Source organism: Veillonella seminalis, from assembly GCF_003992065.1.
In the GTDB taxonomy this organism is placed as follows: domain Bacteria; phylum Bacillota; class Negativicutes; order Veillonellales; family Veillonellaceae; genus Veillonella_A; species Veillonella_A seminalis.
Window position 1 is genome coordinate 42,200 of the sequence record NZ_RQUZ01000005.1, and the last position, 16,011, is coordinate 58,210.

A 16,011-nucleotide genomic window follows, 5' to 3' on the forward strand; every position below is an offset into this window, starting at 1 on the left:
GCGTCTATGAGTGACGTTCGTGTACGTAAGTTACAAGAATTTATAAAACAAGAAGTAAGCGGTATGTTGATGCGTGGTCTTAAAGACCCGCGCATCGGCTTCGTTACCGTTACTGAAGTAGAAGTAACGGGGGATTTACGTCAGGCTACTATTTATGTAAGCCTGTTCGGTAAAGACGAAGAGAAAAAAGCTTCGCTACAGGCATTGCGTCATGCCGCCGGTCATATTCGCAGTGAATTAGGCAAGGTGTTGCATTTGCGCTATACGCCTGAAATTTTCTTCGATGCCGACACTTCGTTAGATTACAGCATGCATATTGAGTCTTTGCTCAATGACATCAAAAAGGATGAGGCCAAACATGGTGATGATAAATAAAAAGGCACTAAAGACAGCCTTGGATAAAGTCCAAAATATCATATTGACGGTTCATGTCCATCCGGACGGCGATGCTTTGGGGTCACTCTTGGCTTTTTATGAAGCTTTGACGGCACAAGGTAAGATCGTTACTATGGTAGTGGATGATATCATTCCTGAAAAATATAATTTTCTGGCTCATGTAGATGAAATACGTTCGGTTGATACAATGACTGATTGGACAACGGACATGTTGCTTGTTTTGGATGCAAGCACGTTTGAGCGAATCGGTCGCGTCGGTGAATTATGTAAAGCACCGATTTATAATATCGATCATCATATTTCCAACAGTCATTTTGCCGATGGACTATATTTGCAACCGGAATTTGCCGCTACCGGTGAAATATTGACGGATTTGTGCAATAGTTGGGATTGGCCGATTACGGAAACAATGGCCAATGCTTTATATATGGCTATTGCAACGGACTGTGGTTTTTTCCGTTTCAGCAATACGACGGAGAATACGTTGAATATGGCAGCTCTTTGTGTTAAAAACGGAGCTAAACCGAATGTCATTTCCGAACATGTGGAAGTGACAACTGTGGCTCGTATTGAAGTCATGAAAGAAGCTTTGCAAACGATTCGTTTTTATAAAAACGGTAAAGTCGCCGTACTCGCACTTGATGAGGCTTTAATGGCTAAAGTTGGCGATGATACGGATGGCTATGTAGATTTGATTCGCAATGTGGATACGGTGGATATTGCCATCTTGTTAAAAGCAGTTGATGTGAATGTTACTCGTGTCAGTTTGCGTGCCAAGGTAACCGATGTGAATAAAATTGCCGGCCATTTCGGCGGCGGCGGTCATGTAAAAGCTGCGGGATGTACCATTCAGGCGAATATTGATGGTGCTATCGAACAATTATTGGCGGTGATTCCTTGATGGATGGCGTATTTCCTTTTTTAAAACCACCGGGGATTACCAGTCATGACGCAGTCGGTATTTGTCGACGTCTTTTGAAAGAGCGTCGCATTGGTCACAGCGGTACGTTGGATCCGTTAGCCTATGGAGTTTTGCCTATTTTTGTAGGTAAGGCAACGCGAATTATTGAATATACTGAGTCTATGACTAAGACTTATGTGGCGGAAGGCCGTTTCGGTTTTGGTACAGATACAGAAGATATTACGGGGAATCCGCTACAAGCGGAAGTGACACCGAGTACTATTCCTACATGGGAAGTGTTAGCGGCGACAGTAGCGTCGTTTACAGGCAAGCAAGATCAAACACCGTCAATTTACTCGGCCATTAAAATTAACGGACGCAGAGCTTATGAATTGGCTCGTGAAGGTGTGGAATTTACCTTGCCGGCTCGTTCTATAGAGATTTCAGAATGCAGCCTTTTGGCCTACTCATATCCGTATTTTACCATTCGCGTTACTTCTTCCGCAGGTACTTATATTCGTGCGTTATTGCGCGATATAGCGGCCAAAATAGGTATTCCCGCTACGATGACTCAGTTGGCTCGTACAGCCGTGGGTGAATATACTATCGATAAGGCGGTTACTGCGGAAGAATTAGCTGAAAAAGGTGAAGGGGCCGTAGGCACAACCGATTCGGCGTTAATGCATTTGCCTATGGTAATTGTTTCAGAAAATGGATTTACAGCCTTGAAACAAGGTAAGCAATGGCCTTATACTAATATAGACGGCTTTAATGGTGAAATTAATCAAATGTATCGTGCTTACAGTGATACCGGATTTTTCGGTATCGTAACCGGTACGGCAACAGGTTTAAAAGTAGTTAAGAATATTTTTTAATAGGATTAATGTATGAAGATTTTAACATCCTTTGCAGAGTTAGAACAATTACAATCAAATATTGTGTATGCATTAGGAACCTTTGACGGACTTCATAAAGGTCATCAAACTGTAATACAAAGGGCGGTAGCCGAGGCAAGGGAACAGGCGGCCTGCACCGTTGTGGTCACATTTGATCATCATCCGCTCTATATTTTAAACCCGGAGCGTTGTCCCGGTTCTTTATTGCAACCCGAATTAAAGGCTAAGGTCTTGATAGATTTGGGCGTTGATTTTGTGTTACGACTGCCTATGACTAAAGAGTTGCTTGCTATGACGGCGGATGACTTTGTAGCGGCCTTAACTGTTCATAATGAGGTCAAGGCATTTGTTGTCGGTCAGAACTTTACGTTCGGTGCCGGCGGTTTGGGAACGCCTGATTTGATTAAAGCTTTAGTTGAACCTAAGGGAATCAATGTGTATGCTTTATCATTGGCACAATGCCCTGAAGTTCAGGAGCATGTGTCCAGTACATTAATTCGTGAAGCCGTTAAAGTGGGTCATTTAGAATTGGTTCACAGTTTATTGGGCCGTCCGTTTATGTTTAAAGGTACTGTCATTAAAGGAGATCAACGAGGTCGCATTCTAGGATTTCCAACGTTGAATTTTCTATATCCAAAGGAAATGACATTACCGCCTGACGGCGTCTATGTAAATCGTGTATTTATCGATGGCAATTGGTGTGAAGGTGTCGGTAATTTAGGAGATAATCCTACATTTGAAAACCAGTATCATCGCTTCGAAGTTCATTTATTTAATTTTGATAAAATGGTCTACGGTTATGAGGCGACCATTGAATTTTGGAAATTGTTACGGCCGGAGAAACGTTTTGATTCACTTGATGAATTAATAAAACAGATGAAAATTGATGAACAAGCTGCCAAAGATTTTTTCAAACAAAAATAGATTTCTTATAAACACCATTGAAGATTAGAGCTTTAATGGTGTTTTTTATATTTTGGGTGTTATATCTGCATTTTTTTAGATGTTTGAGAAGTAGTATAAAACTATATTTTTTAGTTATTAATATTTTAAATACAATTCATTAGAAAATATCCGCACTGAAAAAACTCTTGTATTCTTTTAGTTGACACTTTGCTGTGATGAGAGTATGATAAAAACCACAATATTTTAAGGAGGTTATATTATGGCTATACGTTTTTCAGAACCGGTTAATGCAATCAAACATTCAGATACAGGAGATATATTAAAACTCATCGCGCAGCCTGATATGATTTCCTTTGCCGGCGGCTTACCGGCGGAAGAATCATTCCCTGCCGATGAAATTAAAAAAGCTACCGAAATCGTACTCAACGGAGATGCCGGCAAGGCTTTGCAGTACGGACCTTCATTAGGTTATGAACCGCTTCGTGAAAGCATTGCAAAGCGTATGAATCGAATTGTAAAAACACAATATACTAAAGATAATATTTTAATTACTTGCGGTTCCCAACAGGGACTTGATATGTTATGCCGTTTATTCTGTAATAAAGGGGATACCGTTATTGTAGAAAAACCATCATATTTGGGCGCTATTACGGCCTTTAATTTGACCCAGGTTAATTTCGTTGAAATTCCCGGTGACGGTAAAGGCATGATTATTTCTGAATTACGTAAAGCCTTGGAAACTCACGATGTACGTTTAATTTATATTGTTACAGATTTCCAAAACCCTACGGGGATTACTTGGACACGTGAACGCCGTGCCGAATTTATGCAAGTAGTGGATGAATTTGAGGTACCGGTTATCGAAGACAATCCGTATGGCGAACTTCGTTATGAAGGTGAATATTTACCATCCTTAACGACTTTTGATACGAAGAATCTTGTTTGCTCTTTGGGCACATTTTCCAAAACATTTGCACCCGGTTTCCGTCTCGGCTGGATTGCGGCCAATCCGTTATTTATTGAGAAGTTGGATCTGTTAAAACAAAATATGGATTTATCCACGGCACCGTTTTCACAACGCGTATGTGAAACTTGGCTTGAAAACTTTGATTTTGATGCACATGTAAAATCGATTATTAAATTGTATAAGAGTCGTCGCGATGCCATGTTGAAGGCTATTGATGAATTTTTCCCGAAGGAAGTAACCCATACCTATCCTGAAGGAGGCTTGTTCATTTGGTGCACCTTGCCTGAACAACTTAAATCGCGTGATATTTTAAAACAATGTATCGAACGTAAAGTAGCGTTCGTACCGGGCGAAGCCTTTTTCACATCGGAAGGTAATACTAATTTCTTCCGTTTAAATTACTCCTGTAATGATGAAGCTACAATCCGTGACGGGATTAAACGTATTGCTGATGTATTGAAAGAAAACTTAAAATAAGGTATTGGCGATCGTATTGATTGTAGTACAATTTAATATCGCTAATGTAAGGAATTTATAAATTAAGACCTGAATATCTTTGGTGGCGATAAGTCATTTGAAGATATTTAGGTCTTTTTTATCAAATATACCAGCCGATTATGATAAAGAATAAATACATCGTTTATCTTGGCCGCAATGGGAAATTAACGGCAAACGCTACAACTATATAAGGGAATATGGTAAAATAGAAGGGCATGAGAGGATACAAATGTTCTTCTCTGAATATAACCCAATACTTATTGGATAAAGCTATATGAGAAGCGAGGTTATTATGAATTTACAAGAAGCACGTCAGAAGATTGATGAATTAGATAAAGTCCTCATTACGACCTTTGAACAACGATTAAAGGTAATATTGGAAATCGCTAAAATTAAAGAAAAAGAAAACCTTGGAATTTACGAACCGGAACGGGAACAGGAAGTATTGGCCAAGACACTTAGTTATGTACAAGCCGGTGATTTAAAAGGCTATGTAAATAATTTCGTAAACTCCATTCTGGATATCAGCAAAACCTGTCAAAAACAACATATGCAGCAACATATTTTTTTGATTGGTATGCCGGGTGCCGGTAAAACTACTGTAGGTAAGGCATTAGCTCAACATCAGGGAATGGAATTTTATGATTTGGATGCGGTTATTCAGGAAAAAACCGGTAAGTCCATTCAAAACATTATTATTTATGATGGTGAAGAAGCGTTCCGCCATGATGAATTTGAAGCAATTACAGACATTGTAAATCACAAAATGCCGGCTGTTATTGCTACCGGCGGCGGTACCGTATTATCCGAAGACACGGTGAAACTTATGCGTGAATCCGGTTTTGTTGTGTTTATCCATCGTGATGTAACACAAATTCTTGACGATTTAGATATGGAGATTCGTCCGTTATTGAAAGAAAGTATTGAATATATTTTCCGCCTTTACGAAGAACGTTATCCTTTATATGAAAAGGTCAGCCATGTAAAAGTTCAGAATGCCAGCACCATTGCCGATGCAGTGGATCAAATCGTCGAAGCGTTACCTAAAGTGGTTCGCTAATGGAAACGCTCCGAGGTATTGTGCAACGGCTCATTTATCAAAATGAAACCAATACCTACTGCGTGTTTTTATTGGAAGATTATAATGAAGAACGAACGGTTTGCACAGCTAATTTAGAAGCCCCTAAAGAAGGGGATGATTTGGAACTTTCGGGTCGTTATATTACACATAAAAAGTATGGCCGCCAATTTGAGGCGGCCACATTGGAGCGATTAAAACCGGATACTCTGTATGGGGCTAAACAATATTTGCTTAACCTGGGGGTAAAAGGCTTAGGCGAGAAATCTATCGATAAAATCATCGCTTATTTTGAAGAAGCGTTACTTACTATTTTACGCTCTGAAGATCCGGCTGAATTATTGGAAGTTCCGAACTTACGAAAAAGTGTAAAAGAAGAACTGTATAATGTAATGCGTGGCGAAGGTTTGCTTCAGGAAATCAATCGATTTCTCGAAAAAGCAGGCCTTACTTCACGTTGGAGCCGTCTTTTATATACAACCTATGGCGGCGCTACCATCGACGTACTTAGAGACAATCCGTTCCGTTTGCTGGATATAGACGGAGCCATTACTTTTTCTATGTGTGATACATTACGGAATTCTTTAGGCATCGAACCGAATGATGAACGTCGTATTGAAGCTGCAATTATATATACTTTGAGGAACATCGGTGATAACGGTCACAGTTGTATGCCGGCTGATGAATTAATCGGTATAGTTTTTGATATGTTGGGCGGTTTTGCTGATGAAATTGCGGCTCGGTTAGAAGAACTATTGGACTATGGTCAGATTGTCGCTACAGATTATGAAGGTTTGCTCTATATTTATTCGCCGAGTATTTATAATGCGGAGTCAGAAGCGGCTTATTTGACGCAGAATTTAATGGCGGATTCCGATGTGATCAGCCTTGATCTAGAGTCCTTTGTTGAAGCCTTCGAGGCAAAAAAAGACCTGCATTTGGGCGATGCTCAAAAAGAAGCCATTGGTTTGGCCTTACAGAACAAAATATCTTTAATTACCGGCGGACCGGGTACAGGGAAGACAACAATTATTCAGGCGTTGGTGGAAGCTTTTCAACAGACACCTCAAAATCGAATTCTCTTATGTGCACCTACGGGGCGTGCGGCTAAGCGATTGACTGAAGCTACCGGTTATGAAGCAACTACGATTCATCGTATGTTGATGCCCGTGCAAGGCAGTGATTCTTATGAATTTACTAAAAATGAAGATGATTTATTAGAAGCGGATGTAATTATTGTAGATGAAGCATCTATGCTTAATGTTCAGCTCTATTACTCTTTGATGGCAGCTATTCCCGAAAATGCCTATGTAGTTATCGTTGGAGATGTGGATCAGTTGCCGCCAATCGGAGCTGGTTTTATTTTACGTGATTTATTGGACAGTCAAATTATTCCGTCCGTCCGTTTGAACACGATTTTCCGTCAAAAAGAAGGAAACCGTATCGTTACCAATGCTCACGATATTAATAAAGGTGACATGCCTAAGCTGACGGCACAGGGGGAATTTAGCTTTATTGAAGTTCATAGTGTAACCGATATGATGCATCGTGTTGTTGCTTTATATAAAGAAGCGTTAGCGCAGAGTGATGATGAACTGGATGTACAGATTATTTCGCCGATGCGCCGTGGTGTAGCCGGCAGTTTGGCTATATCAAAAACGATTCAACAAGCCATTAATCCGGCTGCATCAACACGTTCGGAGGTTAAGCTTAACGGACAGATTTATCGTGTCGGTGACAAGGTAATTCAAGTACTTAATAATTATGATTTGGAAGTATTTAACGGTGAAATCGGCGTTATTTTTTCCATTTCGAAAACAGAAGTGTGCATACGTTTTATGGATAAAGAAGTTCATGTACCGATGGAAGATATGAGTTCTTTTATGCTGGCTTATGCCATTACGGTGCATAAGAGCCAGGGTAGCGAATACGGTACGGTCATTATTCCGTTTATTCCGACTTATAGACAGATGTTACAGCGTAATTTATTGTATACGGCTGTAACAAGAGCTCGAAACAAGGTGATTCTTGTAGGGACAAAATCGGCAGTTCAGAAGGCTGTCAGCACTCAAAGCGGGACTACTCGTTATACATTATTTAAAGAGCGCTTGCAGGGCTTGGTATAAGAAATTTATCATAGTACTATTATCCGTGTAACAAAGGGGAAGTGAATATTGATGCATTGGAGTGAATTTGTATTTCCGCCCACTTGTCCGGGGTGCGGTACGGAAGTTTGGCACCAAGGGGAATGGTGTCAAACTTGTTTTGATGAACTTTATGATGTACGTCGAATCACTGATTTAGATGGATTGGCGCTGCGTGAAGTGTATGTAATCGGACATTATGACAAAGGCTTAAAAAGCATATTGGGTGATATAAAATTTCATGGAAAAAAGGAGCGGGCCAAATGGGCCGCTCCTTTTTTTTATTCGTTTATGGTTGACTCGGTTCATAAGCTTCCAATAAAACCGGATTATGTAGTGCCCATACCTGTGAGCCCTAAAAAACGGCTTGTGAGAGGGTATAATCAGGTAGATGTACTTTTTAAAGAATGGGCTCACTGGCTCGGCTGGTCATGGTTGGATTGTTTACAAAAAATTGATTCTACGCAGGCCATGTTTTCGCTAGGGCGTACCGAGCGTAAAGCAAATATGATAAATGCCTTTAAATCTTTGCCAAAGATAGCCGAACAAGGGTTTTTGGAAGGACGATCTATTTTATTAGTTGATGATATATTTACAACCGGCGCTACTTTGGAGTCAGCAGCAACTGTGCTCAAAGAAGCTTATAATGTGAAGGCGATTGTAGGGGTGACATTGGCAGGAGGACATTAAGGTTATTAACGTTTACATATGCATATTGATGATGTTGTAAGTTGTTGCGTATTGAATAGGTATGACAATAAAAAATTCCGTGAATCATTATATGTTCACGGAATTTTTGTTTTAAGAAAAACTTAATTTAATTAATTGAGATTTTCTTAAATGGTTGTCTTTATTTTATTGAATATTACTAGTTGCTTTGACGTACAAACGGATAGCCGCCATCGGTGAACTCAAAACGATTGATATTTGTGAAGTTTAATGTATCAGGTGTAAGAGATTTATTTGTTTCTTTGTTGGTCATCTCAATCCGTAATGAGCCGGTTCCGTTTGAATTAATATTTACGTTACTTACTGTATAGTAATAGCTGGAATTTTTACCTTTTGGTCGAAGAATTTCCATGGTTCCATCAGTATGAACTACCCAAGTATATGTATAATTCGTTGTCGCCGTTTTAATTGTAGTAATAAATTCTTTCTATTTTTCCTTTATTCTCGCCGTCTTGAGCGATTTTGTAGCGAGCCGATGATTCGCCGTTTATCCCACGACCTTTATCGCCATCTACTTTTTCATAGGATTCTTTGATATAGCCTTCTTGGCTATAGTCAACAGTAACCTTACTCATTTCGGCTATAGATTCATTGCCTTCGGCATTTTTCCAATGAATATCAATAGGGATGCCGCCGTTGGTTGCCGTAATACTGGTTATTTTATCTTTGGTAGCACCGTCTTTACCGATTTCAACATAGAAATATGTATCACCTTTTTTTGCTTTGTCATCCTCTATTTTATTCTTGACAACAAATTCGCCATTGGCTCGAATACCAACATCTTTGTAGTAGCCTGTTGTAAGCGTATCGCTGCCAAAATCACAGCCGACTAACGCCAGGGAAGAGAGGCATACCAATAATAATCCCTTACAGTACTTCGCGTATCTACCCATAAATTTCATATTCCTTTCTTTTATTGACGTATGAGATAAGGTATATTATGTCTTAATATTATCATGTTGAAATATGCCGGTTAACATGACAATTATTAGAATATTAACGTTTATTCAGTGCCAAAAAAGAAAATATATATTCTTTTATTCTTAATTTAATTACTTAATCTTTATAATTTATATAATAAGAAAACACCGCGAATTTTTTTGTTCACGGTGTTTTCATTTAATCGGTACTGAGTTTATAGTATTGTATTATATAGTAATAGGAGTGATAGTATAATTTCAGTACATGATTTAAAATTGATTTAAGCTGAGGGATTATAATTATTGAAATTAAAGTGATGAAAACTTTAGGAAATCAGCACATTCGCTAAATTTTTCAGAGTTCATTTCCTTGTGAGTCAAGATAATATGTAGGAACATATTTATTATCTACGAAATTAAATTTGACACCGTAATATTGAAGGTTACCTCTACGTGTAGTTCTATATGTAGGAGCTCCGTTTTTATCGAAATATCTTACCTCTGTTACATGTCGCTGCTCATCAAATTGAAAACTAATAGAAGCAACAGCTGTTTCATCCTCTCTTTGATAACGATAGGATCTAGGAATAGGTTCACCGTTTTTAAAAAAGGAAATTTTAATTATATTTGCTTTATTGTCATATTCCATTTTTATTTCGTCGGGCTCACTTTTTCTATCGGTATCGGGAGAGATACTTAGGCCGTTGGTCCCAATGAGTTTTAAGCTGGTAATGTTATCATTTTCGTCATAGGTTATGTTGAAAGCGGCGACTCCTCTTAGCCCGCTTTCAAGAGTGGTTGGTAAGCCATCGATACCAAAGAAGCCAATTTTCACCGGTCCTCTATGTTTATCATCATATGTATATCTAATTTCAGGTCCGCTGGTGAATAAACCCTGTTTGATATTTGAAGTTAGTAATGTGAGTGTGTTTGTATCACTAATGTCATATAAAGAACTTTTCGGAGCATTACCATCAAGCTCTCCATTTTTGTTTAATGCTTTAGTTGTAATAACATGACCCGCGTTATCATATTCATAGGTGACACGAGAAAACCCCCATCTATTATTAATTGGAGTGCCATTATGATCTCTAATCTCTAAGGCGGTAAGCACTTCCGGTTTTTCTTTTTCGTAAATAAATCCTAATTTATTGGCTTCCAATCTATTTGTGGATTTATCCCCATTTTTATCCAGATAAGTAATTTCATTAATTTGACCGTTTTTATTATATGAAATAGTAGCTTGGGCTAATTTATTAGTTACTTCATTATCACCTTAGTCATTATAGAAATAAATTCTTTCTATTTTTCCTTTATTTTCACCATCTTGGGAAATTTTATAACGTACCGATGATTCTCCGTCGACTCCAAGTCCTTTTTTACCGTCTTCCATTTCATAGGTTTCTTTTATATAGCCCTCTTGACCGTAATCAATGGAAATTTTGCTCATTAGGGCAAAAGGTTCGTTCCTTTGGGCACTTTTCCACATGATATCGATAGGGATCCCGCCGGCCTTTGCAGTAATACTTGTTACTTTGTCTTTGGAGGCACCGTCTTTACCGACTTCAACATAGTAATATATACCGCCTTTTTTGCTAGTTCATCATCTACTTTATCTTTGATGATAAATTCGCCGTTGGCCTTAATAGACACATCCTTGTAGTAGCCGGTAGTAATTGTATCACTGCCAAGTCCGCAACCAAACAAGAACAGGGAAGTGAGATATATTAAGAAGAATCCTTTACAGTATTTTAAGTATTTATTCATTGATTTCATGCTCCCTTCTTTTTAACAAATATATAAGATACTGCTCTTTATAGCTTTATGTTATCATTTTGATATATGAGGGTTAATATAATAATTGATATAAAACTCATTTTTAATTCATATGACGGGATGGTATAACGTTATATTTGAATTGAGTATATCACAAACAGAAATTAAGAAAAGAGTGTATAGGAGAGAATGCTATGAGATTGTTTTAAAAATGAACAGTATAAAATTACTTAAAACCTAACTCAATAAAGTTTTGTATATTTAACTATATAATGTTAAATATATATAAGCTGAAAATAAGTACAAAAAAACAGCCAATTGCTTGGCTGTTTTCTTTTGCTGCGAGGGCAGCTGTTTGTCATTGGGCTTATATTATATGAACGATCATGTAGGCGTATTTTGTGTATTAGCCGATAATTTCAATAAAGGCTTTGACTAAGTCAGGGTCGAAGTAAATACCGGAGCCGCTGAACAATTCCTGTTTTGCGGTTTTTTTACTTTTCGACCAAGATTCCGTTGACGGATTAATTGCGGAATCATAATAATCGGCAATTGCAATAATGCGAGCACCTAACGGAATATTACTGCCGCATAAGTGTTTAGGAAATCCCGAACCATCCCAACGTTCATGATGGTAGCGGATGTAGGGGATAATCGATTGACAACAAGGATAATTTTCAATCATGTTTGCCCCGTTTGCCGGATGTTGACGATATTTAGATAATTCCTGACGATTAAAGAACGGCGCTTTTTTTAAAACAGTAGAGGGCATCATAATAAGACCCAAGTCGTGCAATAATGCGCCATGTCTGATTTGTTCTATTTCGTTGGCCGGTAGTCCCAATTTTGCTGCAATGCTGACAGAATAGTTCGCCACATTAATGGAATGTGTATATAGCTCGTAGCTTTTCATACGAATCATCTGCAGTAGTTGGGCACTGATAGCCTCAAGGCTATCTTTCTCCAATTCATATAAGCCCGATGGCTGCATTAAAGATAACATAAACATAATACTGAGTCCTTCCCTTTATGTCCCCATTTAACAAGTAAACACATTATACAATATTCTGCGATTTTTTGGTATAGGTTGATGTTGCTATCTATGTATAGTTAATTGTTGAAAAATTGAAAGATGTATGATTGCTTTTTGATAATATAAAAGAGAATACGGTAAGTAAAGGAATTGTAAAGATAGAATACTTTCGTTATCTAAAGTATCAAGGAAAATAAAAAAAATTGTCATATCATTTTTGTATAGACAAAGTAATTTTCTTTGCGTATAATTTCTTCATACGGGTCTGTGGTTGAAAGTCGAGGCCAGTCGCAGGCAAAACGATCCACGTAAGTAGTGCAACGACATTATGAGCATGGTGCGGCTTAGATGTAAGACCTACCGATAAAATCGAGAGGAGTAGTAGTGGGGAGCCACGGGCTTAGGAGCGAACCTTCCAGTAGGCGAGTGTGGGGGCAAAGACCAGGTCAGCCGTATATATAAAGACAGCTTTCGGGCTGTCTTTATTTTTATACAAAAAAATCTGAATTTTTATGCATTTTCCTATTGACTATTTATGCAAGGTTATGTATAATCATGTCATACCAGTTAGAGAAACTCAGTTGAGAGAGAGTTTGAATTCATGATTATACAAGAAGAAGAGTAGGAGCTGGAATTATGTTTACGCAGAAGATGAAGAAAATTATGTTAACGGGTATGGCGGTTTTGGCCATGGGGGCTTTGGTAGCCGGTTGCGGCAGTGATTCGAACAGCGGTCAAGCTGTTAATGGCAAACAAGTTATTAAAGTAGGTACTAATGCAACATTCGTACCGTTTGAATTCAAGGACGAAAGTTCTCAGGATTTAACCGGTTTCGATATCGATATGGTAAAAGCAATTGTTAAAAAGATGAACGCTGATGTGCAGTTCAAAAACGTAGCATTTGATGCGTTGATTCCCAGTCTTGGTAACAAAGATATCGACATGGCAGTATCCGGTATGACGATTACCAAAGCAAGATCTGAAAAAGTATTGTTTACAGCTCCTTACTATGAATCCGGTATAGCTGTAGTAGTTAAAGGCAACTCGCCAATTAATACCTTAGAAGACTTACAAAGTAAAAATATTTCCGTTCAGATGGGCACAACCGGTGCTGATTTAGCTGCCAAGATTGCCAATGCAAAGTTAAAACAGTTTGATCACAGCAGTGATGCTTTATTAGAACTTAATAAAGGCGGCGTAGACGCAGCTGTTCTTGATTTACCGGTAGCGCAATATTATGCATCTAAACATCAAGGCGATGTAAAAGTAATTCCATATCCTAATACGAAAGAATATTTTGGTTTCGCATTTGCTAAAAATAATAAACAATTACAGGAAGCTGTAAATAAAGCATTGGCCGAAATGAAAAAAGATGGCGAATTGAATGCGATTTACCAGAAATGGTTTAAAACTGATGCACCAGCCGATATGCCGACTGAATGGCCCGGTAACTGATTGAAATCAGATTAATTCGCAGATAGTATATATGGCTCTAATTAACCTTAGCTAATAGATTTGAGCAACAGGAAGTACTATGATAAAATGTTTAGCAATACTGAAGCAAACATATTTAGCATAGTACTTTTTGTATATAATTACAGATAAGTCGAAACGATTGCCAAAATCTTAGAAGAATGAAATAGCGGTGATATTCGTAATAGTCTTGGAAGTCATTTTTAAAATAGTAGTATTAAATTGTTATGTAACATGATAGTATAAAAATGTACTGTTACAGTAGTTTGTAAATGGTTTCTAGAATGAGGAGGAACATTATGAATTGGAAAAAAGGGTTAACCCTAGTAATGGCAGTGGGCATTGCGGCTGGTGTTTTAGCGGGTTGCGGAAGTGACACAAGTTCTGACAAAAAAGTTTTGACGTTTGGTGCGGAAACGACCTATCCGCCGTTTGAATATGCTGAAGATCATACGTATAAAGGTTTTGATGTAGATTTAAGTAATGCGTTAGCCAAAGAAATGGGCTATGAAGCAAAGTTCGTAAGCCTTCCGTTTGACGGTTTAATTCCTGCTTTACAAAGTAAACAGATTGATGCTATTACCTCCGGTCTTGTAGTGACCAAAGAGCGAGAAGCTAAAGTTAATTTTACGGAACCGTATTATCATGTGAAACTCGTTATGGTTGTCCGTCAAGACACCAATAATGTAAACGGTGAATCGGATATTGCCGGAAAAACGGTTGGTGCTCAAATCGGTACTACCGGCGCCATGTTAGCTCAGAGCAAACAAGGTACTACGGTTAAAGAGTTTGACGCTATTTCTACAATGTTACAAGATTTAGAAGGTGGTAATATTCAAATTGCTATGCTTGATGAACCGGTAGCAAAATATTATATCCAGAAACTGAATATGAAAGATTTAAAAATTGTACCGGTTGGCTTGCAAGATCATACTGTTGCTATTGCTGTGCGTAATGATGATAAAGAGTTGCTCGATAAGATGAATGCTGCTTTTGAAAAATTAAAAGCTAACGGCGAATATGATAAATTGCAGCAAAAATGGTTCGGTGATATTCAGTAATATAATATGACATTATATATAGACAGGTGATAAAAATGGATTTTTCAACATTATATGCGAAACGGGCGTTACAATTAGAGCGTTCTGCCATTGCCGCGTTAAAAGATGAGGCTAAAGCAGTACCGGGCATTTTATCACTCGGTGAAGGAGTACCGGCACCGGAATTATTTCCTGTTGATGAATTGAGTCATGTGGCGGCACAAGTATTTAAAGCTGAAGGCCGTGATGTATTGCAATACGGCGATAGTTTAGGCGGTTTTGGTTTGCGTCAACATCTGAGTCAAATCATGACTAAATACGGCATTCAAATTTCGCCGGATGCTATTCAAGTTACCAGCGGCTCTATGCAGTCGCTGGATATGGCGGCTCGTTTGTTTTTGGAAACGGGTGATACTGTTTTGGTGGAAGATCCTACCTTTATTGATGCCAAAAACTGCTTAACTATGACAGGCGCCACTCTAAAAGGCATTCCTTGTGATGACGAAGGCATGGATCTGGATTTATTGGCGAAAGCACTTCAAGAAGACTCATCAATTAAAGCAGTTTACGTAATTCCCGATTATCAGAATCCGACGGGGCTTTGTTGGTCAGATCAACGACGCCGACAGTTTATGGAATTAGTCTCTCAATATAATGTAATTATATTAGAGGATAATCCATATGGTGAAATTACGTATACCGGTGAATATCATAAAGCATTGGCCTCTTATGATACGAAGGGGCAAGTTCTTTTCATGGGGAGCCTTTCCAAAACGTTAAGCCCGGGCCTTCGTATCGGCTGGGTAGCAACTCAGCAAACCATTATTACGCAATTGTCACTCGTTAAGGAGTGCGCCGATATTCACAGTTCTTTACCGGATCATGCAATAGCAGCCGGTTTTATGAATATATATTCTTACGATGACCATGTGTCGTCAATGAATAAGGTTTATAAAGAACGTCGTGATACTTTGGTAAAGGGATTGCAAAATAAATTGCCGGATTTTACATTTACTGTACCGGAAGGGGGCTTTTTCTTATGGCTTGCTTTGCCGGCCGGTTTGAATGAGTATGAATTTTTCCAATATGCTATTAAAGCAGGTGTTTTAGCGATTCCGGGAACACCGTTTTTTGTAAAACCGCAGAAACAAGGTTTCGTGCGACTCAACTTTACGGGGCTTAAGCCGGACGAATTAACGGAGGCCGTTTCACGATTGGCCGATGCTTACCAAAATATGATTAAATAACTATTGA

The 16,011-nt window shown here is 38.5% G+C and carries 17 protein-coding genes; 11 read left to right on the forward strand and 6 right to left on the reverse strand.

The window, feature by feature from the left end; genetic code table 11:
- Positions 1-6: 6 nt before the first annotated feature.
- The 8 genes from rbfA (at position 7) to EO126_RS04370 (ending at position 8,476) form a co-directional block, all read left to right on the forward strand.
- On the forward strand, positions 7-375 hold the full coding sequence (gene rbfA / locus EO126_RS04335; RefSeq protein ID WP_006556878.1) for a 30S ribosome-binding factor RbfA: 369 nt from the start codon (positions 7-9) through the stop codon (positions 373-375).
- Positions 359-1,297: a DHH family phosphoesterase gene (locus EO126_RS04340; RefSeq protein WP_006556877.1), complete on the forward strand. Its 939-nt coding sequence runs from the start codon at positions 359-361 to the stop codon at positions 1,295-1,297. Before rbfA ends, EO126_RS04340 begins: the two co-directional genes overlap by 17 nt.
- A complete protein-coding gene (gene truB, locus EO126_RS04345) occupies positions 1,297-2,172 on the forward strand; it encodes a tRNA pseudouridine(55) synthase TruB (protein ID WP_006556876.1) in 876 nt (291 codons plus the stop codon). The genes EO126_RS04340 and truB overlap by 1 nt, the downstream gene beginning before the upstream one ends.
- A gap of 12 nt (positions 2,173-2,184) precedes the next feature.
- Positions 2,185-3,117 (forward strand): riboflavin biosynthesis protein RibF, encoded by a 933-nt coding sequence (gene ribF, locus EO126_RS04350; RefSeq protein ID WP_006556875.1) that lies wholly within the window; start codon positions 2,185-2,187, stop codon positions 3,115-3,117.
- 241 nt (positions 3,118-3,358) lie between these two features.
- Positions 3,359-4,543, forward strand: a complete 1,185-nt coding sequence (locus tag EO126_RS04355) for an aminotransferase-like domain-containing protein (protein ID WP_006556874.1) — start codon at positions 3,359-3,361, stop codon at positions 4,541-4,543.
- Positions 4,544-4,856: 313 nt separating this feature from the next.
- Positions 4,857-5,624 carry a shikimate kinase gene (locus EO126_RS04360; protein WP_006556873.1) on the forward strand — a complete coding sequence of 256 codons (768 nt, stop codon included), beginning with the start codon at positions 4,857-4,859 and terminating at the stop codon, positions 5,622-5,624.
- Entirely contained in the window at positions 5,624-7,768 is a 2,145-nt protein-coding gene (gene recD2, locus EO126_RS04365) for an SF1B family DNA helicase RecD2 (protein WP_006556872.1), read from the forward strand. The genes EO126_RS04360 and recD2 overlap by 1 nt, the downstream gene beginning before the upstream one ends.
- Before the next feature lie 51 nt (positions 7,769-7,819).
- The gene (locus EO126_RS04370; RefSeq protein ID WP_006556871.1) at positions 7,820-8,476 is read left to right on the forward strand and encodes a ComF family protein; all 657 of its coding nucleotides are present in this window, start codon (positions 7,820-7,822) and stop codon (positions 8,474-8,476) included.
- A 178-nt stretch (positions 8,477-8,654) separates the two neighbouring features.
- Here the strand turns inward: EO126_RS04370 and EO126_RS04375 are convergent, their stop codons facing one another.
- The 6 genes from EO126_RS04375 to EO126_RS04400 form a co-directional block, all read right to left on the reverse strand.
- On the reverse strand, positions 8,655-8,867 hold the full coding sequence (locus EO126_RS04375; RefSeq protein ID WP_040771343.1) for a hypothetical protein: 213 nt from the start codon (positions 8,865-8,867) through the stop codon (positions 8,655-8,657).
- A 52-nt stretch (positions 8,868-8,919) separates the two neighbouring features.
- Positions 8,920-9,408 (reverse strand): hypothetical protein, encoded by a 489-nt coding sequence (locus EO126_RS04380; RefSeq protein WP_006556870.1) that lies wholly within the window; start codon positions 9,406-9,408, stop codon positions 8,920-8,922.
- A gap of 382 nt (positions 9,409-9,790) precedes the next feature.
- Entirely contained in the window at positions 9,791-10,597 is an 807-nt protein-coding gene (locus EO126_RS04385; RefSeq protein ID WP_006556869.1) for a hypothetical protein, read from the reverse strand.
- Positions 10,598-10,711: 114 nt separating this feature from the next.
- The gene (locus tag EO126_RS04390) at positions 10,712-10,924 is read right to left on the reverse strand and encodes a hypothetical protein (protein WP_006556868.1); all 213 of its coding nucleotides are present in this window, start codon (positions 10,922-10,924) and stop codon (positions 10,712-10,714) included.
- A 41-nt stretch (positions 10,925-10,965) separates the two neighbouring features.
- Positions 10,966-11,202: a hypothetical protein gene (locus tag EO126_RS04395; protein WP_006556867.1), complete on the reverse strand. Its 237-nt coding sequence runs from the start codon at positions 11,200-11,202 to the stop codon at positions 10,966-10,968.
- Positions 11,203-11,617: 415 nt separating this feature from the next.
- Positions 11,618-12,220, reverse strand: a complete 603-nt coding sequence (locus tag EO126_RS04400; protein WP_006556866.1) for an HD-GYP domain-containing protein — start codon at positions 12,218-12,220, stop codon at positions 11,618-11,620.
- A 660-nt stretch (positions 12,221-12,880) separates the two neighbouring features.
- Here EO126_RS04400 and EO126_RS04405 point away from each other — a divergent pair.
- The 3 genes from EO126_RS04405 (at position 12,881) to EO126_RS04415 (ending at position 16,004) form a co-directional block, all read left to right on the forward strand.
- Complete coding sequence (locus tag EO126_RS04405; RefSeq protein WP_006556865.1) at positions 12,881-13,699, forward strand: basic amino acid ABC transporter substrate-binding protein; 819 nt, start codon at positions 12,881-12,883, stop codon at positions 13,697-13,699.
- Positions 13,700-14,016: 317 nt separating this feature from the next.
- Complete coding sequence (locus tag EO126_RS04410; protein WP_164726701.1) at positions 14,017-14,778, forward strand: basic amino acid ABC transporter substrate-binding protein; 762 nt, start codon at positions 14,017-14,019, stop codon at positions 14,776-14,778.
- A 35-nt stretch (positions 14,779-14,813) separates the two neighbouring features.
- Positions 14,814-16,004 carry an aminotransferase-like domain-containing protein gene (locus EO126_RS04415; protein ID WP_006556863.1) on the forward strand — a complete coding sequence of 397 codons (1,191 nt, stop codon included), beginning with the start codon at positions 14,814-14,816 and terminating at the stop codon, positions 16,002-16,004.
- Positions 16,005-16,011: the final 7 nt, after the last annotated feature.